At 71.9% G+C, this 23,227-nt stretch carries 24 protein-coding genes and 1 pseudogene; 13 read left to right on the top strand and 12 right to left on the bottom strand.

Annotated features, from left to right (window positions below):
- The first annotated feature begins 124 nt into the window (after nucleotides 1-124).
- Complete coding sequence (locus tag V8690_RS11610) at nucleotides 125-1,111, top strand: small ribosomal subunit Rsm22 family protein (RefSeq protein WP_338778061.1); 987 nt, start codon at nucleotides 125-127, stop codon at nucleotides 1,109-1,111.
- On the opposite strand, the gene V8690_RS11605 is transcribed toward V8690_RS11610, so the two are convergent.
- Together V8690_RS11605 and V8690_RS11600 are read right to left on the bottom strand one after the other, a co-directional pair.
- Nucleotides 1,057-1,293, bottom strand: coding sequence for a hypothetical protein (locus tag V8690_RS11605; RefSeq protein WP_338778059.1), 237 nt, complete (start codon nucleotides 1,291-1,293; stop codon nucleotides 1,057-1,059). The genes V8690_RS11610 and V8690_RS11605 overlap by 55 nt on opposite strands.
- Before the next feature lie 125 nt (nucleotides 1,294-1,418).
- Complete coding sequence (locus V8690_RS11600) at nucleotides 1,419-1,628, bottom strand: DUF6243 family protein (protein WP_338778057.1); 210 nt, start codon at nucleotides 1,626-1,628, stop codon at nucleotides 1,419-1,421.
- 109 nt (nucleotides 1,629-1,737) lie between these two features.
- Here V8690_RS11600 and V8690_RS11595 point away from each other — a divergent pair, with 109 nt between their 5' ends.
- A complete protein-coding gene (locus tag V8690_RS11595; protein ID WP_338778056.1) occupies nucleotides 1,738-2,388 on the top strand; it encodes a TetR/AcrR family transcriptional regulator in 651 nt (216 codons plus the stop codon).
- Here the strand turns inward: V8690_RS11595 and V8690_RS11590 are convergent.
- A complete protein-coding gene (locus V8690_RS11590) occupies nucleotides 2,367-3,263 on the bottom strand; it encodes a glycerophosphodiester phosphodiesterase (protein ID WP_338778055.1) in 897 nt (298 codons plus the stop codon). The two genes, V8690_RS11595 and V8690_RS11590, sit on opposite strands and share 22 nt — an antisense overlap.
- 210 nt (nucleotides 3,264-3,473) lie before the next feature.
- Between V8690_RS11590 and V8690_RS11585 the strand changes: the two genes are divergently transcribed.
- Nucleotides 3,474-4,208, top strand: a complete 735-nt coding sequence (locus V8690_RS11585; RefSeq protein WP_338778054.1) for a bifunctional DNA primase/polymerase — start codon at nucleotides 3,474-3,476, stop codon at nucleotides 4,206-4,208.
- Nucleotides 4,209-4,231: 23 nt separating this feature from the next.
- On the opposite strand, the gene V8690_RS11580 is transcribed toward V8690_RS11585, so the two are convergent.
- Nucleotides 4,232-5,233 carry a hypothetical protein gene (locus V8690_RS11580; protein WP_338778052.1) on the bottom strand — a complete coding sequence of 334 codons (1,002 nt, stop codon included), beginning with the start codon at nucleotides 5,231-5,233 and terminating at the stop codon, nucleotides 4,232-4,234.
- Between the two features lie 188 nt (nucleotides 5,234-5,421).
- Nucleotides 5,422-5,679 (bottom strand): annotated as a pseudogene (locus V8690_RS11575) (FTR1 family protein); the annotation flags it as partial.
- 109 nt (nucleotides 5,680-5,788) lie between these two features.
- On the opposite strand from V8690_RS11575, the gene V8690_RS11570 reads away from it, so the two are divergent.
- Nucleotides 5,789-6,433, top strand: a complete 645-nt coding sequence (locus tag V8690_RS11570) for a PhzF family phenazine biosynthesis protein (RefSeq protein WP_338778050.1) — start codon at nucleotides 5,789-5,791, stop codon at nucleotides 6,431-6,433.
- 111 nt (nucleotides 6,434-6,544) lie between these two features.
- Here V8690_RS11570 and V8690_RS11565 read toward each other — a convergent pair whose 3' ends face one another.
- Together V8690_RS11565 and map are read right to left on the bottom strand one after the other, a co-directional pair.
- On the bottom strand, nucleotides 6,545-7,192 hold the full coding sequence (locus V8690_RS11565; protein WP_338778048.1) for a biliverdin-producing heme oxygenase: 648 nt from the start codon (nucleotides 7,190-7,192) through the stop codon (nucleotides 6,545-6,547).
- Nucleotides 7,193-7,304: 112 nt separating this feature from the next.
- Nucleotides 7,305-8,162 (bottom strand): type I methionyl aminopeptidase, encoded by an 858-nt coding sequence (map, locus tag V8690_RS11560; RefSeq protein WP_338778046.1) that lies wholly within the window; start codon nucleotides 8,160-8,162, stop codon nucleotides 7,305-7,307.
- A gap of 58 nt (nucleotides 8,163-8,220) precedes the next feature.
- On the opposite strand from map, the gene V8690_RS11555 reads away from it, so the two are divergent.
- Nucleotides 8,221-8,451: a hypothetical protein gene (locus tag V8690_RS11555; protein ID WP_338778044.1), complete on the top strand. Its 231-nt coding sequence runs from the start codon at nucleotides 8,221-8,223 to the stop codon at nucleotides 8,449-8,451.
- 45 nt (nucleotides 8,452-8,496) lie between these two features.
- On the opposite strand, the gene V8690_RS11550 is transcribed toward V8690_RS11555, so the two are convergent.
- Nucleotides 8,497-9,099: a hypothetical protein gene (locus tag V8690_RS11550; RefSeq protein ID WP_338778042.1), complete on the bottom strand. Its 603-nt coding sequence runs from the start codon at nucleotides 9,097-9,099 to the stop codon at nucleotides 8,497-8,499.
- A gap of 118 nt (nucleotides 9,100-9,217) precedes the next feature.
- Here V8690_RS11550 and V8690_RS11545 point away from each other — a divergent pair, with 118 nt between their 5' ends.
- The 3 genes from V8690_RS11545 to V8690_RS11535 are packed head-to-tail and all read left to right on the top strand — an operon-like array spanning nucleotide 9,218 to nucleotide 11,324.
- Complete coding sequence (locus V8690_RS11545) at nucleotides 9,218-10,327, top strand: sialidase family protein (protein WP_338778040.1); 1,110 nt, start codon at nucleotides 9,218-9,220, stop codon at nucleotides 10,325-10,327.
- 33 nt (nucleotides 10,328-10,360) lie between these two features.
- Nucleotides 10,361-11,080 carry an NADPH-dependent F420 reductase gene (gene npdG, locus V8690_RS11540; RefSeq protein ID WP_338778038.1) on the top strand — a complete coding sequence of 240 codons (720 nt, stop codon included), beginning with the start codon at nucleotides 10,361-10,363 and terminating at the stop codon, nucleotides 11,078-11,080.
- 4 nt (nucleotides 11,081-11,084) lie between these two features.
- Entirely contained in the window at nucleotides 11,085-11,324 is a 240-nt protein-coding gene (locus V8690_RS11535) for a hypothetical protein (protein ID WP_338778036.1), read from the top strand.
- Nucleotides 11,325-11,328: 4 nt separating this feature from the next.
- Here the strand turns inward: V8690_RS11535 and V8690_RS11530 are convergent, their stop codons facing one another.
- Nucleotides 11,329-12,129, bottom strand: coding sequence for a site-2 protease family protein (locus V8690_RS11530; RefSeq protein ID WP_338778034.1), 801 nt, complete (start codon nucleotides 12,127-12,129; stop codon nucleotides 11,329-11,331).
- A 112-nt stretch (nucleotides 12,130-12,241) separates the two neighbouring features.
- Between V8690_RS11530 and V8690_RS11525 the strand changes: the two genes are divergently transcribed.
- Together V8690_RS11525 and V8690_RS11520 are read left to right on the top strand one after the other, a co-directional pair.
- Nucleotides 12,242-12,973, top strand: a complete 732-nt coding sequence (locus V8690_RS11525) for a DUF6578 domain-containing protein (RefSeq protein WP_338778031.1) — start codon at nucleotides 12,242-12,244, stop codon at nucleotides 12,971-12,973.
- Between the two features lie 294 nt (nucleotides 12,974-13,267).
- Nucleotides 13,268-16,552: a BTAD domain-containing putative transcriptional regulator gene (locus V8690_RS11520; RefSeq protein ID WP_338778030.1), complete on the top strand. Its 3,285-nt coding sequence runs from the start codon at nucleotides 13,268-13,270 to the stop codon at nucleotides 16,550-16,552.
- Nucleotides 16,553-16,572: 20 nt separating this feature from the next.
- On the opposite strand, the gene V8690_RS11515 is transcribed toward V8690_RS11520, so the two are convergent.
- From V8690_RS11515 to panB, 3 genes are all read right to left on the bottom strand, one after another.
- Complete coding sequence (locus V8690_RS11515; protein ID WP_338778029.1) at nucleotides 16,573-17,388, bottom strand: ABC transporter permease; 816 nt, start codon at nucleotides 17,386-17,388, stop codon at nucleotides 16,573-16,575.
- Nucleotides 17,385-18,404: an ATP-binding cassette domain-containing protein gene (locus tag V8690_RS11510; protein ID WP_338778028.1), complete on the bottom strand. Its 1,020-nt coding sequence runs from the start codon at nucleotides 18,402-18,404 to the stop codon at nucleotides 17,385-17,387. The genes V8690_RS11515 and V8690_RS11510 overlap by 4 nt, the downstream gene beginning before the upstream one ends.
- A 131-nt stretch (nucleotides 18,405-18,535) precedes the next feature.
- Nucleotides 18,536-19,411: a 3-methyl-2-oxobutanoate hydroxymethyltransferase gene (panB, locus tag V8690_RS11505; protein WP_338778027.1), complete on the bottom strand. Its 876-nt coding sequence runs from the start codon at nucleotides 19,409-19,411 to the stop codon at nucleotides 18,536-18,538.
- 200 nt (nucleotides 19,412-19,611) lie between these two features.
- Here panB and V8690_RS11500 point away from each other — a divergent pair, with 200 nt between their 5' ends.
- From V8690_RS11500 to V8690_RS11490, 3 genes are all read left to right on the top strand, one after another.
- Nucleotides 19,612-21,210 carry an MFS transporter gene (locus V8690_RS11500; protein ID WP_338778026.1) on the top strand — a complete coding sequence of 533 codons (1,599 nt, stop codon included), beginning with the start codon at nucleotides 19,612-19,614 and terminating at the stop codon, nucleotides 21,208-21,210.
- Nucleotides 21,211-21,257: 47 nt separating this feature from the next.
- On the top strand, nucleotides 21,258-21,893 hold the full coding sequence (locus V8690_RS11495; protein WP_338778023.1) for a TetR/AcrR family transcriptional regulator: 636 nt from the start codon (nucleotides 21,258-21,260) through the stop codon (nucleotides 21,891-21,893).
- A 176-nt stretch (nucleotides 21,894-22,069) separates the two neighbouring features.
- A complete protein-coding gene (locus V8690_RS11490) occupies nucleotides 22,070-23,107 on the top strand; it encodes an endonuclease/exonuclease/phosphatase family protein (protein ID WP_338778021.1) in 1,038 nt (345 codons plus the stop codon).
- Nucleotides 23,108-23,227 lie beyond the last annotated feature (120 nt).

Below are 23,227 nucleotides of genomic sequence, written 5' to 3'. Positions count from 1 at the left end.
TCATCCAACCGGTTGGCCCTGGTCAGCGCCAATTGGCCTCCAGCGTCATGCCGACCGCACTGTGCACAGTCCGACCGGTTGGACGGATGAGTCTCCGGGCTCGGGGTCCTCGTAGAATCGCCGGGTGAACGCCCCCGCACCCCCGGCCGAGACCCTCCGCGCCGCCCTCGCCGGTCTGCTCGACGGGCTGCCGCCCCGGCAGGCCGCGCAGGCGGTCGAGCGGCTGATCGCCAGCTACCGCGGGGCCACCCCGACCGACGCTCCCATCCTCCGCGACCGGGCCGATGTCGCCGCCTACGCCGCTTACCGCATGCCCGCGACCTTCGAGGCGGTCCGCTCCGCGCTGGAGGCGTTCGCGGAGGCCGTGCCCGGGTGGGTGCCGGGTGGGCACACCGACGTCGGTGGCGGAACCGGTGCCGCCGCCTGGGCCGTGAGCGCGACCTGGGGCGGACAGCGGCCCGTCACCGTGCTCGACTGGGCCGAGCCCGCGCTCGCCCTCGGCCGGGAGATCGCCGCGGCCGACCCGGCCCTGCGGGACGTACGGTGGCAGCGCTCTCGGATCGGAGCGGCGCTCACCCTCGAGAGCACTGATCTCGTCACCGTCTCCTACGTCCTCAACGAGCTGACCGCCCCCGACCGCACCGCCCTCGTCGACGCCGCCGCGTCCGCGGCCCGGGCCGTGGTGATCGTCGAACCCGGCACCCCCGACGGCTACGCCCGCGTCATCGAGGCCCGCGACCGGCTGGTCGACGCCGGCTTCCACGTGGCCGCCCCGTGCCCGCACAGCGCCGCCTGCCCCATCGCGCCGGGCACGGACTGGTGCCACTTCTCCGCCCGGGTCAGCCGTTCCTCCCTGCACCGTCAGGTCAAGGGCGGCTCCCTCGCCTACGAGGACGAGAAGTTCAGCTACGTCGCCGCCGCCCGCTTCCCCGTCGCCCCGGCACCCTCCCGGGTGGTGAGGCGCCCGCAGATCCGCAAGGGCCAGGTCCTCCTCGACCTGTGCGAGACCGAACCGTCCCTGCGCCGCACCACCGTCACCAAACGCCACGGCGATCTCTACAAGGCGGCACGGGACGCGGACTGGGGCGACACCTGGCCCCCGGCACCCTGACCGGTCCAGCGGAACAGCGCCTCCTCCGCCGACGCCCGGTCGGCGGGGGACAGGTTCGCGATCTCGATGTTGTGGTTGCCTCCCGGGCTCCAGAGGACCCGGGAGTCGTGGTCGTCGTCGCGGCGAGACCCGCCGCCGAGACGGCCGTCGCCGCGGAGGTGAGCAGCCGTCGTCTCGTCCACACGCGCATCGTGAGTCCTCCCGGGTGTCCGTCGGTCGCGGTGTCACAACCGCGTTCAGTCCATCCGCCGGACGCCCCGGGAGGATCCCGCCCGCGGGGGGACGGCCTCCCCCGGGCGGGGGATGCTCACGACGACTTGTCGGTCGTGCGGCCCTCCTGTCGTTCCTGCTGCTGCCGTTTCTCCTGGAGCTTGCGCAGCAACTGGCGCTTCTGGGCCTGCGGATCGAGGCCGCCGCCGATCCGGCCGCCCCGGCCGCCGCCGCGCAGCGCCTCGCGGCCGAGCTTCTGGCGCGATCCGCCGACACCCAGCAGGTTTCCGGCTCCGCCTCGGGTCATGTCGGGCTCCCTCCCTGGCTTCTTCTACGCGACGAGACGTTTCGTCTCACGCCTGGCTGTTCCACTGTCCGCGAGACGCTCCGTCTTGTCAACCTGATAAATTCGAGTCATGGCCGCACAGAAGTCCGCCCAGTCCGCCCAGTCCGCCCACGCCAAGCCCGCCCCCGACTCCACCCGGCGCAGCGAGAAGTCCCGCCGCGCCATCTACGACGCCGCCCTCGCGCTCGTCGTGGAGGTCGGCTATCCGAAGACCACCATCGAGGGCATCGCCGCCCGCGCCGGTGTCGGGAAGCAGACGATCTACCGCTGGTGGTCGTCGAAGGCGGACGTGCTGATGGAGGCGTTCCTGGACCTGGGCGAGCAGTCCCTGCGGGAAGCGGGTCCGGTGCCTTACGCCTTCCCCGACACCGGCGACCTCGCAGCCGACGTCAAGAACGTCCTGCGCGCCACCGTGGACCAGCTGCGCGACCCGAGGTTCGAGGCACCGTCCCGCGCGCTGGCCGCCGAGGGCGTCGTCAACGAGCAACTCGGTCGCGAGCTCGTCGCCAAGCTCATGCAGCCCTCACTCGACCTCTACGTCGGCCGGCTGCGCGCCGCGCAGGACGCCGGGCAGGTGCGGCCCGACGTCGACCCGCGCATCGCCCTGGAGCTCTTCGTCTCCCCGCTGGCCCAGCGCTGGCTCCAGCACACGGGCCCGATCTCCTACGAGTACACCGACACCCTCGTCGAGTACGCCCTTCACGGACTCGCGCCTCGCTGAGCCGCCCGCGCGAGGCGCCCCGGCGCGTCCGTGATCACCCCGTCGCAGCCCAGCGCCAGCACCCGGTCCCGCTGCGCGTCCGTCAGCACGGTGTGCGCCCACACCCGCCGGATCCCGGAGTTCACCGCCCGTACGAGATCCGCGTCACGCGCCCGGTGGTCCACGTCCAGCAGGTCCACGTACGACCGCCAGCGCTCCGGGCGGTCCGTGCGCAGTTGTCGCGCCGAGCGCCACAACTGGGCGAGCAGGCCCAGGCGATGGGCGCGCCGGGCCACCTCCGGGTCGTTGGAGTTCACGAACACCGAGCGGGTCAGGCCGCGGGCCCGGATCAGCCCGGCCAGCCGGTCGAGGCTCCGCGGGTCCTTCGCCTCCAGCATCAGCACGATCCGCCCGCCGAGACGATCCAGCACCTCGGCGACCGTCGGCGGCCGTTCCGACCGCCAGCTGCCGGGCAGCGCGTCCTTCGGGCGCAGCCGGACGCCCTGCCACTCCCGGGCGTCGAGGCCGCGCACCTCGCCGCCCAGGTAGGTGGTGCGGTTCAGCGTCTCGTCGTGGAACACCACGAGCGTCCCGTCGCGCAGCAGCCGTGTGTCGAAGTCCAGCACCTGCGCCGTACCGCGCACGTAGGCGGCCATCAGCCCCGTCATGCTGTTCTCGGGGACCTCGCGGGCGCCGCCGCGGTGGGCGACGTAGGTGATCCGGGGGAGCGCAGCCACCGTCAGAGGGCCGGTGCCCCACTCCAGCGGGCGGGTGCGGGCCTCCAGCGGACGGGTGCCCGCAGGGAGGGCCGGGGTGGCGCCGACCGGTCCCGAGAGGGTCAGCGAGACCACCGAAACCGCGGAGGCGAGGCCCGTCAGCGCGATCCTTGTGACCATGGCGACCACGGTAGGACGCCATGTCACGGCAAAGCGGGCAATGACACCCGATCACGGTGCGGAGTACGTCTCGCCCCACGGGCATATGCCTCGCCCCACCGGTCCATGTCTCGGCCCTCCTGCCCCGGATGTGGGCACTGGCCCCCCGGCGCGCGGGAAGATGGGACCATGAGGCATGCTGTTCCGCACGACAGCGAGGCGAGGGGATAGATGAGCGCGGAGTACGGCGGCCGGACCGGACTGCAGGGCAAACTCACCCAGTGGCTGCGCGCCGGGCGCCGGGCGAAGGAGACCGCCGGTGACGGCGGCCGTGAGGACCTGCTGCTCGCCGCCGCCGGCGCTGGACTGCCGCTCGCGCCCGCTGCCCACCCGGCCGGCTACCGCTGCTCCTGCGACCGCGTCGGCTGTCCCACCCCGGCCCGGCACCCGGTGTCCTTCGCCTGGCAGACGCAGTCGACCACCGACCGCGCCCAGATCGAACGCTGGGCCCACCATCAGCCGCAGGCCAACTTCATCACCGCGACCGGCATGGTGCACGACGTCCTCGACGTGCCCCTGGATGCCGGTCGCAGTGCGTTGGAGCGTTTGCTCGCCGGCGGTGTCGAGGTCGGGCCCGTCGCCGAGAGCGACGACGGCCGCATGCTGTTCTTCACCCTCACCCGCGGGACGCCCGAGGACGAGGACGAGTGGTGGCCCTGCGAACTGGACTGCCACCCCGAGACGATGGACGAGCACCCCGGGCTGCGGTGGCACTGCCGCGGCTCCTACGTCCTCGTACCGCCGGCGCGGCTGCCCGGTGAGGACCAGACCGTGCGCTGGGTGCGCGGGCCCGAGCATCCGCTGCCGGATCCGCTGACCCTGCTGGAGACCCTGACCGAGGCCTGTGCCCGGTACGCCGGTGAGGAAGCCGACCATGCCGGGGCGGCCTGGCCGCTGCGGCACTGAGCCGACCCGGCGTTGGCCTGTCCTTACGAGCCTCGTGCCGAGGTCATTCCCTGGATCCGGCCGAGGATCGTCACCTTCTGGTCGCCGCTGCCCTTCGGCGGGTCCAGCGCCACCTCGTTGGAGACGAACTCCATCATGAGGGACTGCTTGACCTCGCCGGTCGTCAGCGCGAGAACGTCCTTGTTGGGGATGGGGAACGACGTGCCCGCGTAGGCCGTCTGCTTCTCGTAGTGCCGTGTGGTGAAGAACACCAGTGCGCCGCCGTCCGCCGTGCGCAGGGCGAGGGGCTGGTAGTCGCCGTTCGTCAGCGGTTCGTCGATGTACTGGGTGACCAGGCCCGGCTTCTTGGAGTTCTTCGCGCGCAGAGCGCGCCACTGGCTGGTGTGAAAGCCGTCCGCGAAGCCGTCTCCGCCGTTCTTGAGGTAGGCCGTGTAGTCCTGGCTCAGGTCGCCGGGGGCGGCGGCCAGGCCGGTCGAGTTCACGGGGACGGACTCGGCCCAGCCGTCCGCGTCCTTCTTGAACTCCGGGACCCTGCCCGGTGCGACGAGGGTGAGATACGCCACCTGGAAGGGGTCGTCCAGGCTGCTGCGGGTGAACACGAGCAGCCAGCGGGCGGTGCCGCCCTTGTTGCCGGCCGCGTCGACGAGGAACCAGCGGGGCCAGCCGGCCTTCTTGGGGATCGTGTACTTCGTGTCCGTCAGCTTCAGGGGCGTGTGGTTCGGGTTGCCGTCCGGGTTGTTCGTCTTCCCGGCTTTCAGGCGGGCCGAGTCGATGTCGGCCAGGGCGCCGGTGGTGAGGTCGGCGTCCAGGGAGGCGTCGTAGGCCTTGTCGGCCTCGTTGTACGCGGTCGTGAACTCCTGGAGAGCCTTGGCGGCTTCGGCGCGGGTGGTGGACGGGAGGATCTCCCGTTCGCCGTGCACCACGACGCATCCGCTCGCCGTCAACGACAAAGCGGTCACCGAGGCCGCTATGAGGGCGCTCCGGGCGGACCTGCGGAGTGTTCGAGGGTCGCGATCCCTGTTCATCGGGTTCCTTCACCTTCCCCTTTCCGGAGGCGAACCCTACCGGGTGCCTCCGGCGGCTGGGCGGGGGTGGGTGCGCTGTGGAGGTCGGGCCGTCGCAGCCGCCCCAGCTGCGGGCAATCGTGCTGCTAGGGGCGGCACGGGTGGGCGCAGCGGCACCTCGTCGCGCCGAGTTGCGCAGCGCTCCGGCCTCAGCTGTCCCCGGCCGGTGTTGTTGCCGTCCGGCGCTGTCCGAAACCCGCCGGTGCCAGGAACAGCGCCAGGGCCGGGATCAAATACAGCAGCCACACCACGACTTGGAGGACGGTCGGGTCCGGCTGGAAGTCGAACACGCCCGTGAGCAGCGTGCCGTACCAGCTGTCCGGAGGAATCGCGCTGGAGATGTCGAAGGCCTTGTCGTTGAGGCCGGGCAGGAAGTCCGCCTCCTGGAGGTCGTGGAAGCCGTACGCCCTCATGGAGCGGTCAAGGGAAGGTCGAAGGTCGCGCCTGGGATGTCTCTTCCCGGCGGTCCGGCCGCCTGGGGCCACCTGGCCGCCCGGGCGGTGTTTGAATGCCCCCGTGACTGACTACGACGTGCTCCGCGTCTTCTGCGGGCCGAACGGTGGATACGGCAACGAACTCGGTGTCGTGCGTGAGGGTTCGGTACTGCCCGAGCGGAGTGAGCGGCAGGCGTTCGCCGCGAAACTCGGGTTCAGTGAGACCGTGTTCGTGGATGATCCCGAGCGCGGGGTGATCGACATCTACACGCCCACCCTGAGGTTGCCTTTCGCCGGGCACCCCTGTGTCGGGACGGCCTGGCTGCTCGACGTGCCCGAGCTGGTCACGCCCGCCGGGGTGGTCGGTGCCCGGCAGGACGGGGAGTTCTGCTGGATCGAGGCGCGGGCGGAGTGGGTGCCGCAGCGCACCCTGCGGCAGTACGGCAGCGCCGCCGAGGTCGACGACCTGGCCGTGCCGCCGCCGGGGGAGTGGGTGTACGCCTGGGCGTGGGAGGACGAGCCCGCCGGACGGGTGCGCGCCCGGGCCTTCCCCGGACGCGGCGACGGGATCGACGAGGACGAGGCGACCGGGGCGGCGGCCCTGCTGCTCACCGACCGGCTCGGCCGGGCCCTCAACATCACCCAGGGCGCGGGCTCCCAGATCCTGACCGCGCCCCAGCCGGGCGGGTGGACCGAGGTCGGCGGCCGGGTCCGCCTCGAACGCTGACCCGGGTGGTGCGCGTCCGTGCGGGTGGAACAGCGTGTGTACGCGGTACCGAACGGCGACCTCTGGGCGTGACCAATCGGCTGATGGGCGGCAGCGGGTTTCCGGGGCCGCTCACGCCGACAGCGGGAACTCCTCGCCCAGCGCCTGGAACACCGCGTTGTTCAGCGCGTACGCCCGCTTGCACTCGGACACGATCCGCTGCCGCTCCAGCTCGTCACCGGGCACCGCGTCCAGCAGCTCCCAGTAACCCCGCTTGAAGGCGGCCGGGTTGGGGATCTGTGCGAACACGTAGAAGCGGACCCCGTCGCCCTTCTTCGGGAAACCCCACGTCCTCTCGGCCGTGTCGCGGATGATCTGCCCGCCGGAGAGGTCGCCGAGGTAGCGGGTGTAGTGGTGGGCGACGTAGCCGGCCGGCCAGGTACGGGCGCAGTCGGAGATCCGCCGCGCGTACTCCAGGGTGGCGGGCAGCGCGCTGACGCCCGATCGCCAGTCGGGGCCGCGCAGGTACTCCAGGTCCTGTTCCAGCGAGGCCATCCGGAACAGTTCCGGGCGGAGGAAGGGGCCGGCCACCGGGTCCCCGGCCAGGCGCTCCGCCCCGGACTCCAGTGCCCCGTACACGAACCACAGCTGCTCCGTGTAGCGGGCGAACGCGTCGACCCCCAGTTTGTGCCCCAGCAGGTCGCTCATGAACGTCGAGCCCCTGACCTCCTCGTGCTGCTCGCGGGAAGCGGTCCGAATGAGGGTCGAGAAGGATTCCATGGGCCCATCCTCTGGGTAAGGCATACCTAAGTCAATGGATTTGCCGACGCCCTGTCGGTAAAAGCGTACAAGAGAAAGCCCGCCCTGGCCGGGCGGGCTCGGGTGATCATGATCAGGGCAACGTCAGGATCTCCGCGCCCGTCTCCGTCACCACCAGCGTGTGCTCGAACTGGGCCGTCCGCTTCCGGTCCTTCGTCACGACCGTCCAGCCGTCGTCCCACATGTCGTACTCGTGCGTCCCGAGCGTCAGCATCGGCTCGATCGTGAACGTCATCCCGGGCTGGATGACCGTCGTCGCGTGCGGGCTGTCGTAGTGCGGGATGATCAGGCCCGAGTGGAACGAGCTGTTGATGCCGTGGCCGGTGAAGTCCCGGACCACCCCGTAGCCGAAGCGCTTGGCGTACGACTCGATGACCCGGCCGATGATGTTGATCTGCCGGCCCGGCTTGACCGCCTTGATCGCCCGGTCGAGGGACTCCCGGGTCCGCTCCACCAGCAGCCGCGACTCCTCGCCGACGTCACCGACCAGGTAGGTCGCGTTGTTGTCGCCGTGCACACCGCCGATGTACGCCGTCACGTCGAGGTTGACGATGTCGCCGTCGCGCAGGATGGTCGAGTCCGGGATGCCGTGGCAGATGACCTCGTTGACCGAGGTGCACAGCGACTTCGGGAAGCCCCGGTAGCCGAGCGTCGAGGGGTAGGCGCCGTGGTCGCACATGTACTCGTGCGCCACCCTGTCCAGCTCGTCCGTGGTCACCCCCGGGGCGATCAGCTTCGCGGCCTCCGCCATCGCCCGGGCGGCGATCCGGCCGGCGACCCGCATCGCGTCGATCGTCTCGGGCGTCTGCACCTCCGGTCCGGTGTAGGGCGTCGGCGCGGGCTTGCCGACGTACTCGGGGCGACGGATGTTTCCGGGCACGGGACGGGTGGGGGACAGCTCCCCCGGTACGAGCAGCGACTGGCCAGACATGCCAGCGAGTCTAACCAGCGGCCATGGGGGAACATGACGGTGGCGAGAGGAGCTGGACATGGCCCTGTTCAAGAAGCGGACGGTCGGCAAGCCGGGCGAGTGGTACTACTGCCTGGAGCACAAGAAGGTCGAGGAGGGGCCGGAGTGCCCGGGCAAGGACCGGTTCGGGCCGTACGCCTCCCGCCCGGAAGCCGAACACGCGATGGAGACCGCCCGCGCACGCAACCTCCAGTGGGAGAACGACCCCAAGTGGCACGACGCCCCGGCGGGCGGCCGGAACGACGAATAGGCGCATCCCGGCGGCTGCGCGACTCGCGCAGCCGCACCACCGGCCCTACCAGCGCGCCGGCGGAGGGGCCGTCAGGTGTTCCGCCAGTCTCGCCACCCGGTCCCGGAAGCGGCGGCGGCCGCGTGGCGTCGGCAGGGCGTTCTCCCCGGCCGCCGCGCTGACCAGGTGCTGGACGGTGTCCAGGTCCAGCTCCGAGCCGTCGGGGACGGCCAGGGCCTCGTGGGCCATCGCCGGCAGCTCGCCCTCACCGGGGCCGAGGGACAGCACCGTCGCCCCGGCGCGCCGGGCGTCGGACACCCGTTCAAGGAGGGGCGCGGCGGGCCCGTCGGGGGACACCACCAGCAGCGTCTCGCCCCGCCGGGCCGCCTCCAGCCGCCCGAGACCGACCGCCAGATGCGCCGGATCCGAGGGGCGCGCGTCATGCCGTACCAGCGTCGGGGCCAGCTCCGGCGTGCCCGACCACGCGGCCTCGTCCACCAGGTGCGCCGCCAGGTGCCACGGCTCGAACTCCGGCGTGCCGACGAGCAGCAGCCCGCCGCCGTGCGACACCACCGACCCGCGCAGCGCACCGGCGAACCGCCGCGTGGCGCCCAGCCACTGCGTCCCGCAGAGCACTTCCCGCAGCAGCGCGACCCGTACGGCATCCATACGACCGCATCCTGCCCCGACCGGTCACTCGTGACGTGGAATTCACCACGGATTCGCCCGGCTTGGGCAGAGAGACCGGTCATCCGTACCGTCGTCGAACGCCCGGAGGAACCCGCCGATGACCGAGACCAGCGTCCCCTTCCGCGCCGGCCGGGAGGGATACGCCAGCTTCCGCATCCCCGCCGTCGTCGCCACCGTCCCCCACTCTCGGCTCCGCTCGAGCGGGGGAACCCCCATCGGCACCCTGCTCGCCTTCTGTGAAGGCCGTGTCGGCTCCCGGGACGACTTCGGGAACATCGACGTCGTACTCAAACGCTCCACGGACGGCGGCCGCACCTGGAGCCCGCTCCTGGTGGCCGCGAAGAACGGCGACGCCCTCGCCGGCAACCCCGCCCCCGTCGTCCTCGACAACGGCCGCGTCCTCCTCGTGCACGTACGCAACGCCGCCCTCGCCACCGAGGACGCCATCCGGCGCGGCAAGGTGAGCGCGGCGGACGGGCGCCGCGTGTGGGTGCAGCACAGCGACGACGACGGCCTCACCTGGTCCGCGCCCAAGGAGATCACCCAGGAGACCAAGGAGCCGCACTGGCGCTGGTACGCCACCACCCCCGGCCATGCCCTCCAGCTGAGCACGGGCCGGATCGTCGTCCCCGCCAACCACTCCCTGCCGCCCACCGGCACGGACAGCGGCACGGAGGGCAGATACAACGGCGGCCACTGCCTGCTCAGCGACGACCGGGGCGCGACCTGGCGGATCGGCTACGTCGACGACAACACCGACGGCTACATCAACGCCAACGAGACCACCGCCGCCGAACTCCCCGACGGCCGCGTGTACGTCAACACCCGCAACGATTCCCCGTCGCCCGGCACCCGGGCCGACGCCCACTCGGCCGACGGCGGCCAGACCCTGGTGAAACCCTTCCGTCCACAGGCGGGCCTGCCCGCTCCCGTGTGCCAGGCGAGCGTCCTCCAACTCCGCGACCCCGACGTGCTGCTGTACTCCGGCCCCGCCGACCCGGGCTTCCGCGCCCTGATGACGATCCGCGCCTCCACCGACGGCGGCACCACCTGGCGCCCGGCCCACACCGTGGACGGCCTGCCCGCCGCGTACTCCGACCTCGTGCGCGTCGACGCGGACACCGTGGGACTGCTGTACGAGACCGGCGACTTCAGCGCCTACGAGACCATCACCTTCCGCCGGGTGCCCGTGACGGAGCTGACCTGAGCCGATGGCGGCGGCGGACGTAGAGTCTGGGCCATGACCTCTACCGACAGTGCTGCCACCGACAACGCCCGGAAGGCCCCCGCCAAGGACCCCTGGGACCTGCCCGACGTCTCCGGACTCGTCGTCGGAGTGCTCGGCGGGACCGGGCCGCAGGGCAAGGGCCTCGCCTACCGGCTCGCCAAGGCCGGGCAGAAGGTGATCATCGGCTCGCGGGCGGCCGACCGTGCCCAGGCCGCCGCGGAGGAACTCGGGCACGGCGTCGAGGGCGCCGACAACGCCGAGACCGCGCGCCGCAGCGACATCGTGATCGTCGCCGTGCCGTGGGACGGCCACGGCAAGACCCTCGAATCCCTGCGCGAGGAGCTGGCCGGCAAGCTCGTCGTCGACTGCGTCAACCCGCTCGGCTTCGACAAGAAGGGCGCCTACGCGCTCAAGCCCGAGGAGGGCAGCGCCGCCGAACAGGCCGCCGCCCTGCTGCCGGACTCCCGGGTCACGGCCGCCTTCCACCACCTGTCGGCCGTGCTGCTCCAGGACCCGGAGATCGACGAGATCGACACGGACGTGATGGTGCTCGGAGAGGTCCGTGCCGACGTCGAGATCGTGCAGGCCCTCGCCGGGCGCATCCCCGGCATGCGCGGCATCTTCGCCGGGCGGCTGCGCAACGCCCACCAGGTGGAGTCGCTGGTGGCGAACCTGATCTCCGTGAACCGCCGGTACAAGGCGCACGCGGGGCTCCGCGTCACGGACGTATGACGGCATGGGGGACACTGGACGGCACCAGCAGTGCCCGCAGTGTCCCCCGACAGGAGCCGACCAGATGCCCCGCCTCGCCCTCTATGCCCTGATCGTCTGCGTCCTCGCCGTGGCCGCGGCCGTGGTCTCCTTCATGGAGGGCAGCTGGCTGGGGGTCGTCTGGGTGCTGCTGGCGGGCCTGTCGTCCAACATGTGCTGGTACTACGTGAAGCGCGCCAAGCAGCAGAAGTCCGTCACGGGCTGATCCTTCAGGGAGCGGCCGAGCAGAACTCGTTCGAGCCCTGCCAGAAGCGGTACAGCGCCTGACCGCAGTAGGTCTCGAAGTCGCTGATCCCGAGGGACTTCAGGACCGAGTCGACCACGTCGAAGAACACGCCGTTGACCGCCGGCAGCCACAGCAGCGCGAACACGAACAGCAGGCCGAACGGCGCGAACGGCTCCACCTGCCGCCGGATGCTGTACGACAGCCAGGGCTCGATGACGCCGTAGCCGTCCAGGCCCGGCACCGGCAGGGAGTTCAGCAGTGCCGCCGTCACCTGGAGCAGCGCGAGGAAGGCCAGGGCGAACCGGAAGTCGCTCGGCACGCCGTCCAGCGCGTCCAGCCAGAACGGGGCCGTGCAGACGATGGCGAACAGCACGTTCGTCAGCGGACCGGCGGCCGAGATCAGACTGTGCTTCCAGCGGCCCCGGATCCGCCCCCGCTCGATGAACACCGCCCCGCCGGGCAGCCCGATCCCGCCCATGATCACGAAGATCACCGGGAGGACGATGCTGAGCAGCGCGTGCGTGTACTTCAGCGGGTTGAGCGTGAGGTACCCCTTCGCGCCGACCGAGATGTCGCCGCTGTGCAGGGCGGTGCGCGCGTGCGCGTACTCGTGCAGGCAGAGCGAGACGATCCAGGCCGCCGTCACGAAGAGGAACACGGCGACCCCGGGCTGCTGCGCGAACCCGGTCCAGGTCGCCCATCCCGTGACCGCCGTCACGGCCAGAATCCCGACGAAGACGGGACTGATCCGCCGCTCGCTGTGGCGGCTGGTGGCGGTGGTCATGGGACTCCCTGCACTCTCGGCACTCTCGAACACGCGATGGGACGGCCCGACGGTACCGGGCGCAGGGGGAAAACGTCTCGCGCGGGGCGGTCGGTTCCGGGAGGGTGGGGGCATGGGGCTCTGGCACGTGATCTACGAGGACTGGCAGATGGAGTGCTGCGGCACACCGTTCTCGGTGGGGGACGAGGTGAGCTGGCCGCTGCTGCTCCTGGACGCGGACGGTGTGTTCGGCGGCGGCTGGCACGACCAGCTCACGAAGGTCTCGGGACCGGTCGAGGACGTGGGCGGCGTCCGGATCCTGCGCGAGGATACGGGCCTCACGGTCGCCCTCGGCGGGGACCCCGACGACGAGGAGGACCGGCGGCCGAAACCGGGGGACCGGGCCCGGTCGGTCGGGCTGCTGTCCGTCGAGCGGCACGGTGCGAGGTGGCCCCCGGCCAGCGGGCGGGTGCGGGCCGTGCAGGTGCTGATCCAGACATACGCCGAGAGCGCGCCCGGCTCGCGCTCCTGGGAGCCGGTCGCGGGGAAGCGGCGGCTGCGGAGGGTGGAGCGGTGCCCCGAGTGGTTCGCCGACGGCGAGGTGGAGCAGGGGTCCGGCGGCCGGGCACTGCGGCGCAGGGAGTCGGGGGTGGTGGTGACCCTGGAGGTCCCGGGCACGGACTCGCGGCTCTCGCACGCCGTCCGTGAGGCCCGGGGCATCCACCGGGGTGCCGAGCCCGGCGCCGAGACGGAGGACATCACGGCGGCCGCCCTGACGGACCTGCTGGAGACGCTGAGCACGGTCGCGGCTCCGCCGAGGAGCCACGGCCGGGCCGGTACCAGCGGGCTCCGCCGACATGCCTGAGCACCGGCCCGCCGGACCGCAGGGCGGAAGGCCGTGTCGGCTGTCGTCTGCGGCTGTCGCGGCCTGCCCGGTGGTTTCGGCGTGGTTTCGGGCTGGCTGTCGTCTGCGGTTGCCGTGACCTGCCCGGTGGTTTCCGGTCGGCCGTCGCCATCGCCCCCTCCTCCCGGCTCCCGGCGGCGTGACCGGTCACCGGGCCTCGTGACCCGGCACCCATGGCCATTCGCGGCCACACACCGGCCCCGGCGCCCGCCGCGCTGCCGAACGCCGTGACCCGCCCTCGTACCACCGGAGACAATGGATCCCGTGCGCTACCGCATCCTCGGCACCACGCAGGCGCTCCGCACCGACGGCACGGTCGTTCCGGTGGGCGGGGCGCGGCTGCGTGCGCTGCTGACCGTGCTGGCCCTGCGGGCCGGCCGTACCGTGCCCGTTGGGCTGCTCGTCGACGAGGTGTGGGGCGGTGATCCGCCCGCCGACGCCCCGGGGGCGCTCCAGGCGCTGATCGGGCGGTTGCGGCGGGCGCTCGGGGCGGACGCGGTCGCCTCCGCCGAGGGCGGGTACCGGCTCACGGCCGCGCCCGACGATGTCGACCTGCACCGCTTCGAGCGGCTGGCCGGTGAGGGGCTGCGGGCCCTGGCCGACGGCGACCCCGCCAAGGCGGCCGTGGTCCTGGACGACGCCCTCGCCGTGTGGCGCGGACCGGCCCTCGCCGACCTCCCCGACCGCGCCGCCGAGGCGGCCCGCAGGGACACCCGCCGCCTGGACGTGCTGCGCGCCCGCCACAGCGCCGCCCTCGCCCTCGGCCAGGCCGAGCAGTCCCTGCCGGAACTGACCGCCCTGTGCGACAGCCACCCCCTGGACGAGCCCCTCCAGACCCTGCGCCTGCGCGCCCTGCGCGACGCCGGCCGCACGGCTGAGGCGCTGGACGCCTACGAGGACGTGCGGCGGCTGCTCGCCGACCGGCTCGGGGCCGACCCGGGGCCGGAACTGCGCTCCCTGCACGCGGAGTTGCTGAAACCGGGCGACGACAGCCCGGTGTCGGCGCCCGCCGCGGACGCCTCGGGCGTCGGCAACCTGCGCGCCCGGCTCACCTCCTTCATCGGCCGCGAGAGCGACATCGAGACCATCCGGGCCGACCTCACCACCGCCCGGCTGGTGACACTGCTCGGACCCGGCGGGGCCGGGAAGACACGGCTGTCGCAGGAGGCCGCCGAGACCTTACGGCACGCCATGCCGGGCGGCGTCTGGCTGGCCGAGCTCGCCCCGGTCGACGACCCCGCCGCCGTACCGGAGGCCGTGCTCACCGCCGTCGGCGCCCGCGAGACCGTGCTGTACGGCGCCGGCGCCGAGGGCATCCGGGCCGCCGTCCCCGACCGGCTCGACGACCCCGTCGAGCGGCTCGCCGAGCACTGCTCCAGGCCCCGCATGCTGCTGATCCTCGACAACTGCGAGCACGTCGCCGACGCCGCCGCCCGGCTCGCCGAGGAACTGCTGGAGCGCTGCCCCGGCCTGACCGTCCTCGCCACCAGCCGCGAACCCCTCGGCGTGCCCGGGGAGTTGCTGCGGCCCGTGGAGCCGCTGCCGGAGCCGGTCGCGCTGCGGCTGCTCGCCGACCGGGGCGCGGCGGCCCGGCCCGGCTTCCGGATCGAGGACGACCCCGAGGCGTGCGCGGAGATCTGCAGGCGCCTCGACGGTCTGCCGCTGGCCATCGAACTTGCCGCCGCCCGGCTGCGGATGCTGACACCACGCCAGATCGCCGACCGGCTCGACGACCGCTTCCGTCTCCTCACCTCCGGCAGCCGTACCGTCCTGCCCCGCCAGCAGACCCTCAGAGCCGTCGTCGACTGGTCCTGGGACCTGCTCGACGAGGACGAACGGGACGTCCTGCGGCGGCTGTCGGTGTTCGCGGGCGGCTGCGACCTGCCCGCCGCCGAAGCCGTCTGCGGGCCGGTCGCCCTGGAGGCACTCGGCTCGCTCGTCGACCGCTCCCTGGTCGTGGCCACACCGCCCGGCGAGTCGGGCGACGGCGAGATGCGCTACCGGCTGCTGGAGACCGTCGCCGAGTACGCCGCCGAACGGCTGGACGAGTCCGGGCAGCGCGCCGACGCCGAGCGCGCCCACCTGACGTACTTCCGTGAACTCGCCCGCACCACCGACCCGTTGCTGCGCGGCCCGGGCCAGCTCGCCGCGATCCGCAGGCTGGAGCGGGAGTACGAGAACCTGCGCACCGCCCTGCGGCACGCCGTCGCCCTGCGCGACGAGCAGGAGGCGCTGTGCCTGACACTGTCCCTCGTCTGGTACTGGCAGATGCGCGACCTGCGCATCGAGGCCCGCAACTGGTGCCGCGAGGTCATGGCGCTGGGCCCCGACCCCTTCACCGAGCCCGTCCGCCCCGCCGCCCCGGTGTGGCAGCGCTGCACCGACGCCCCGCCCCCGATGACCGGGGAGGTCCTGTGGGAGGCCCGGCGCGGTGTCCACCTGGCCCATCTCGCCTGTATGGACACCGAACTGGACGCCTGGCAGAACCCGCGCTCCCAGCAGAAGCTGCGGACCATCTCGCGGACCTACCAGCCCGGCCTGCCCCAGAACTGCCGGCTTCCCGGCCTGCTCTGGTTCTTCGCCGTGATGCTGACCGGCGACATGGACCGGCTGCGCGTCATCATCGACGCGTCCATCCGCACCTGCCGGGAGACCCCCGGCTTCGCATGGGAGCTGGCTTCCGGTCTCCAGATGCGGGCCAACTTCCTGGCCAACCGCACCGACTGGGCGGGCGACGCCGCCCGTGACGCCGACGAGTCGCTGGAGATCTACCGGAGCCTCGGGGACGCCTGGGGCACCGCCGAGGCCCTCTCGGCGCGCGCCGAGGCCCATGAACGCAAGGGCGACTACGCCCTGGCCGCCGCCGACTTCGAGGCGGCCATCGCGCACGCCGAACGCCTGGGCGCCCGCGCCCAGGCGGCCGTCCTCGCCGCCCGGCTGGGCAGCGCGCTGCTGGAGGCGGGCGAGGGCGAGCGCGGCGAGCGGCTGCTGCGCGAGGTGATCGCACAGCGCGAGGACTCGCACAGCGAGGCCATGCCGGCCGCCCGCCTCTTCCTGGCCGGCTGGCTCGGCATGACGGGCCGCATCCCCGAGGCGCGCGAGCAACTGCGGCGGCTGCGCGGGGACTTCCGTATCGCCCACTTCATCGTCTTCGACGCGTTCATCCTCGGCGCGGAGGCCTGGCTGGACGCCATGGAGGGGCGCCACGAGGCGTGCCTGGACCTGATCCGCAGGGCACTGGAGCGGGCCGCCGACCCGCTCTCGGCGGCCATCGCACCCCATATGCGCGCGGTGTACCTGACCATCGCCGCCGGGTCCCTGGCCGGCCTCGACGGCGGGCAGCGGGCCCGGGACGCGGCCCGCTGCCTCGGCGCCGCCGACGCCCTGCTGCCGTCCGGGCACGTCGCCGCGCGGCAGGAGCGCGAGGCACGCGAGCAGGCGGAGCGGCGCGCGCGGGCGGTGCTCGGCGACCCGGCGTACGAGTCCGCGTACGCGGAGGGCGGCGGCCTCTCCCCCGAGGAGGCCACCGCCCTGCTCTGACGCCGACCCGTTCTGCCCGGTCAGCTCTTCGTGCGGAACTTGTGGATCGCGACGGGCGCCATCACCGCGGTGATCGCCACCGACCAGCCGAGCGTCACCCACAGGTCGTGCGCGACCGGCCCGCCCACCATCAGACCGCGCGCGGCGTCCGCCAGCGTCGACAGCGGGTTGTAGTCGGTGAACGCCCGCAGCCAGCCCGGCATCGACGTCGTCGGCGCGAAGATCGACGAGCCGAACTGGAGCGGGAACAGCACCAGGAAGCCCATCGCCTGCACGGACTGCGCGTTCTTCAGGATCACGCCCAGGGTGAGGAACACCCACATGATCGATGAGGCGAACGCCGTGGACAGGGCCACGGTCGCGAACAGCCCCGGCCAGTTCGTGATCTCGAACCCGACCGCGACGGCCACGATCATCAGCACGGCGGTCGCGAACAGCATCCGCAGCAGCTCCACCGAGATCTTCGCGAACAGCACCGAACCGCGCCCGATCGGCAGGGACCGGAAGCGGTCCATGACACCGGAGTTGAAGTCCTGGCTGAAGCCGGTGCCGACGCCCTGGGACAGCGTCATGCTCATCATCGCGATCATGCCCGGGATCACGTACTGCACGTACTGGTCCTGCCCGCCGCCCAGCGCCTGCCCGATCGAGCCGCCGAAGACGAACACGAACAGCAGGGTGAAGATGACCGGCATCAGCAGTGCGTCGGCCATCGACTCCGGGTCCTTGCGGATCCACAGCAGGTTGCGGCGGATCAGGGCCCCGGTGTGGCGCAGGTGGCCGCGCAGCGGGATACGGGCGTCCGTCCCGGCGTCGTTGAGGGTGACGGCGCTCATACGGCGGCCTCCTGAAGGTCTTCGGCGGGTACGGCGTCCTGCGGGGCACTGGCGCGGTGGCCGGTGAGGGACAGGAACACCTCGTCCAGGCTGGGCAGTTCGGTGGTGATGGAGGAGACGGTGATGCCGCGAGAGGTGACCGCGCCGACGACAGCGGTCAGCTGCTCGTCGCTGAGGATCGGCACGAGGACGTCACCCCGGTCGGTGTCCACGGTCGTGGTGGCGAGCCCGGTGATCCCCAGCTCGTCCAACGCGGCGGCGAGGGGCCGCAGATGCGTCGGATCAGCCGGGCGGATCCGCAGCGCCCGGCCGCCGACCTTCGCCTTCAGCTCCTCGATGGCACCGCCCGCGATGACCTGGCCGCGGTCGACGACCGTCAGCTCGGAGGCGAGTTGTTCGGCCTCCTCCATGTACTGGGTGGTGAGCAGCACGGTGACCCCGTCACCGACCATGCGCTTCACCTCGTCCCACACCTCGTTGCGGGTGCGCGGGTCGAGCCCGGTGGTCGGCTCGTCCAGGAAGAGCACGGCCGGCCGTCCGATCATCGACGCGGCCAGGTCCAGCCGCCGCCGCATGCCCCCGGAGTACGTCGCCGCCGGCCGCTTGGCCGCCTCGGTCAGCGAAAAGCGCTCCAGCAACTCGTCGGCCCGGCCGCGGGCGTCCTTGCGGGGCAGGTCGAGCAGCCGCCCGATCATGTACAGGTTCTCCCAGCCCGAGAGCTTCTCGTCCACGGAGGCGTACTGCCCCGTGAGCCCGATCACCCGCCGCAGCTGCCGGGGCTGCCGTACGACGTCGTAGCCGGCGACGGTGGCCTGGCCCGTGTCGGGAGCGAGCAGTGTGGACAGGATCCGTACGAGGGTCGTCTTCCCGGCCCCGTTCGGCCCGAGCACCCCCATGACGGTGCCCTCCCGCACATCCAGGTCGACCCCGTCCAGCGCCTTGGTCTCGCCGTAGTGCTTCACCAGCCCCCGCACGGTCACAGCGGCGCCGCCGGTGTTCTTGTCGATTCGCGTCATGTCCCTGACGGTGTCAGGGCCCACCGACAAATCACCGACAGACCACCGACAGCCCTGGTCGGTGGTCCCGGCAAGGGGACAGCCCGTCGACGGGGGATGATCGACGGGCTGTCCGTGGTACCGCTATGGCTCTAGTGGACGGAGTGCTCCTCCTGTGGGAACGTTCCGCCCACGACATCCTCGGCGAACGCCTTCGCCGCGTTCCCCATGACCTCACGCAGATTCGCGTACTGCTTCACGAACTTCGGGACGCGCCCACCGGTCAGCCCCAGCATGTCGGTCCAGACCAGCACCTGCGCGTCGGTCTCCGGGCCGGCCCCGATGCCGACGGTCGGGATGTGCAGCACCCGCGTCACCTCGGCCGCCAGCTCCGCCGGAACCAGCTCCAGCACCACGGCGAACGCACCCGCGTCCTGCACGGCCTTCGCGTCCCGCAGCAACTGCTGGGCCGCCTCCTCGCCCCGCCCCTGCACGCGATAGCCCATCGAGTTGACGGACTGCGGGGTCAGGCCGATGTGCGCCATGACCGGGATGCCGGACTCGACGAGCAGCCGGATCTGCTCGTGCGACCGCTCGCCCCCCTCCAGCTTCACGGCCTGTACGCCCGCCTCCTTCACCAGCCGGGTCGCCGAGCGCAGCGCCTGCACCGGGCCCTCCTGGTAGGAGCCGAAGGGCAGGTCGCCGACGATCAGGGCGCGCGAGGTGCCCCGTACGACCGCCGCCGACAGCATGGTCATCTCGTCGAGGGTGACGGGCACGGTCGACTCGTACCCGAGGTGGCAGTTGCCCGCCGAGTCGCCGACGAGCATGACCGGAATCCCGGCCTCGTCGAAGACGGACGCGGTCATGGCGTCGTAGGCGGTGAGCATGGGCCACTTCTCGCCGCGCTCCTTGGCGGCGGCGATGTCCCGCACGGTGATGCGGCGGGTGCCCTTGCCCCCGTACAGCGTCTTGCCGCTGTCGGAGGACTTCTTCTGAGCACTCTGGGCAGCCGGAAGCTGCGTCATTGCACGGCTCCTCACACGTCATCTCGAGGCGCCCTGACGGCGTCCCCGGACCACGTCCATGGTGGCACCTCGTGTCATCGAGGGCTAGGGGAGCCCCCGTGAGTTCCAGCCGGTGCCGTGAAACACAGCGCACGTAAGGGCTCGGTAAAAGTCTTCGAATACGAGACGGTCTCGTATCGAAATGCCTCTACGCTCGGCGCATGTCTCCTCCTGCCGACCGCGTCGCCCCCACCGGCCCTCGCATACCGGAAGCGGTGCACCGGCGCCGCTGGGCGATCCTCGGCGTGCTGATGCTCAGCCTGCTGATCGTCGTCCTCGACAACTCGATCCTGAACGTCGCCATCAAGACGATCTCCACCCCCGCCCCGACGGGCCTCGGGGCCACGCAGGGCGAGCTGGAGTGGGCGATCAACGCCTACACCCTCGTCTTCGCGGGCCTGCTGTTCAGCGCCGGTCTGCTCGGCGACCGGCTGGGCCGCAAGAAGGTACTGCTCGGCGGTCTGGCCGTGTTCGGCGCCGGCTCCGCGCTCGCCGCCTTCTCCGGCTCGCCGGGGGAGCTGATCGCCTTCCGCGCCGTGATGGGCCTGGGCGCCGCGTTCGTCATGCCGGCCACCCTCGCCGTCCTCATGAACGTCTTCGAGCGCGAGGAGCAGCCGAAGGCCATCGGCATCTGGGCGGGTGGCGTCGGCCTCGCCATCGCCATCGGCCCGATCACCGGCGGCGTGCTCCTCGACCACTTCTGGTGGGGCTCGGTCTTCCTCGTCAACGTGCCGATCGTGCTGCTCGCGCTCGCGCTGATGCTCTGGCTGGTGCCCGACTCCCGCGACCCGCAGCCCGGTCGCCTCGACCCGGTCGGCGTCGTGCTGTCGGTCATCGGTCTGGTGCTGCTCGTCTACGGCATCATCAAGGGCGGCCAGCTCGCCGACTTCACCGACGCCACCGTGCTGTCGACGATCGGCGCGGGGCTCGCCGTGCTCGTCGCCTTCGTCGTGTTCGAGAAGCGCACCGACCACCCGTCCATCGACGTCACGTACTTCCAGAACAAGGTCTTCTCGGCCGCCGTCGCCGCCATCGCGCTGGTCTTCTTCGCGCTGATGGGCGTGACCTTCTTCTCGGTCTTCTACACGCAGAGCGTGCGCGGCTACTCGCCGCTCCAGACCGGTCTGCTGATGCTGCCGCTGGCCGCCGCCCAGATGATCTTCGCGCCGCGCGCCCGGCTGCTGGTCGACCGCTTCGGCAACAAGGCCACCACGACCGCCGGAATGCTGGTCATCGCCGCGATGCTGGCCGCCTTCGCCACGCTGGACGCCGGCACGCCCATCTGGATCCTGGAAGTGATCTTCTTCCTGATGGGCACCGGCATGGCGCACATCATGACGCCGGTCAGCGTCGTCGTCATGCAGGCGCTGCCCCGCGAGAAGGCCGGCTCGGCCTCCGCCCTCAGCAACACCTTCCGGCAGGTCGGCGGCGCCCTCGGCATCGCCGTTCTCGGCTCGGTGCTGTCCACGGCGTACCGCACGGGCGTCGAGGACAAGCTCGGCTCGCTGCCGCCGGCCGTCCGGCACACCGCGGGCGAGTCCATCGAGGCCACCCTCGGCGTCGCCGCGAAGCTGGGCCCGCAGGGCAAGGCCCTGGTCACCCCGGCCTACGACGCGTTCCTGCACGCGATGCACGTCACCGCCCTGTGGGGAGCGGGCGTCGCACTGATCGGCGCGGTCGTCGTGGCGCTGTTCCTGCCCGGCAGGCAGCCGGAGCCCCGGCCGGAGGAGGAGAGGGAACTGTCGGACGCGCGGTCGTAGTCCTGCGCGAGAATCATCCCATCCCGCCCAGGAAAGGACAGAGCGACGTGAGCCTCGCCGAACGGCATCCCCGGCCAGACGGCCCCCCGAGGGGCCGCCCCAGAAGCGAGGCCGTCGAACGCGCCATCGTCGAGGGGGTGATGAGGCTCCTGGAGGACGGCGTGCCCCTCGCGGAGCTTTCCATCGAGCGCGTCGCCCGGACCGCCGGCGTCGGCAAGGCCACCATCTACCGCCGCTGGAGCGGCAAGGAGGAACTCTTCGCCGACGTCCTGCGCGCCGTCGAACCCCCCGGCCCCCCGCTCCCCGGCACTTCCATGCGCGACGACCTCGTGGTCCTGCTGGAACAGGCGCGCCGACGCGGCCTGGCCAAGCGCTCGTCGGCGATCCTGACCAACGTGCACGCCCAGATGAAGAGCAGCCCGAAAATCTGGGCGGCGTACGAGGCCACCGTCCTCGCACCGCGCCGCCGGCTCGGCCTGGAGATCCTGCGCCGGGGGCAGGAGAACGGCGAACTGCGCACGGACGTCGACATCGAACTTCTGAGCGACATGTTCATCGGCCCCGTGCTCGTCCGCTCCGTCCTGCGCCCGGACGCCGACCTCCCCGACGACCTCGCCGCCCAGGTCGTCGACACCCTCCTCGAAGGCCTACGACCCGTCAGTTCCGCAGCTCAGCGGTCCTAGTGTGCGCGTTCTGTCACAGACGGCGCTTACTCCGGGCCTGATCGGAACCCGCCCCGCGGGCTCGAACGTCCTCGCCCCCGTACGGCCGTCGAGGGACGGCGGGAACGGAACGGATCATCCCCTAGGGTCGTAGACACGGGGGCGATGGTGTGCACGGCAGGCAGTGAGGCGACGGTATGGCGCAGCAGGCGTACATGACGGAGACGGACAACGGCGGCTCGGGGCACGAGCCCCGGGGAAACCGGCTTCGGCGCCTGTTCGGCCGGCTGCTCGGCGACCGGCGGATCTGGCGGCGCGGGACGGTCGTGGCCATGTGCGCGGTGCTGCTGGCCGTGGTCATGGTGCTGCACTCGCGCATCCCGAACACGATCGGCAACCTGGGCAGCCTCGTCGAGACGTTCCTGCCCTGGCTCGGTCTCCTCATCCCGGTGCTGCTCCTCCTCGCCGTGGTCCGCAAGTCAGCGACCGCCCTGATCGCGGTGGTGCTGCCGGCGATGGTCTGGCTGAACCTCTTCGGCGGCCAGCTCAGCGACAAGACCGCCACCGGCGGTGACCTCACCGTGGCCACGCACAACGTCAACGCGGGCAACCCCGACCCGGCCGGCACCGCCCGTGACGTGGCCGCCTCCGGCGCGGACGTGCTGGCCCTGGAGGAGCTGACGGCGGCCGCGGTCCCGACGTACGAGCGGGCGCTGGCCTCGACGTACCCGTACCACTCGGTGGAGGGCACCGTCGGGCTGTGGAGCAAGTACCCGCTGACCGGCGTGCGGTCCGTCGACATCAAGCTGGGCTGGACGCGGGCGATGCGCGCCACCGTGACCGCCCCGGACGGGCAGGTCGCGGTGTACGTCGCCCATCTGCCGTCCGTGCGCGTGAAGATGGAGGCCGGGTTCACCGCCCGGCAGCGCGACAAGAGCGCCGACGCGCTGGGCGAGGCCATCGCCGACGAGCCGCTGAAGGACGTCGTACTGCTCGGCGACCTGAACGGCACGATGAACGACCGCGCGCTCAACGCCGTCACCTCCCAGATGCGCTCCACGCAGGGCGCCGCCGGCAACGGCCCCGGGTTCAGCTGGCCGGCGTCGTTCCCGATGGCGCGCATCGACCAGATCATGGTCAGGGGCCTGGAGCCGAAGAGCTCGTGGACCCTCCCGCAGACGGGCAGCGACCATCTGCCCGTCGCGGCCCGTGTGAGTGTCACCACAAGTGGCTGAGGAAAACCGCAGCTCAGCGCCTATTGGGCAGACGTCGGCAACCGCGGCTTCACTTCTCGGAGACCTCGCGGAATAGTCGGCCTGAGAGACTTTGTTCCGTACTTGAACATACGAAGTCAC

This window comes from Streptomyces sp. DG1A-41 (genome assembly GCF_037055355.1).
Taxonomy (GTDB): domain Bacteria; phylum Actinomycetota; class Actinomycetes; order Streptomycetales; family Streptomycetaceae; genus Streptomyces.
Note: the sequence above shows the minus strand (reverse complement) of the source record. Positions and strands in the feature narration are given on the sequence as shown.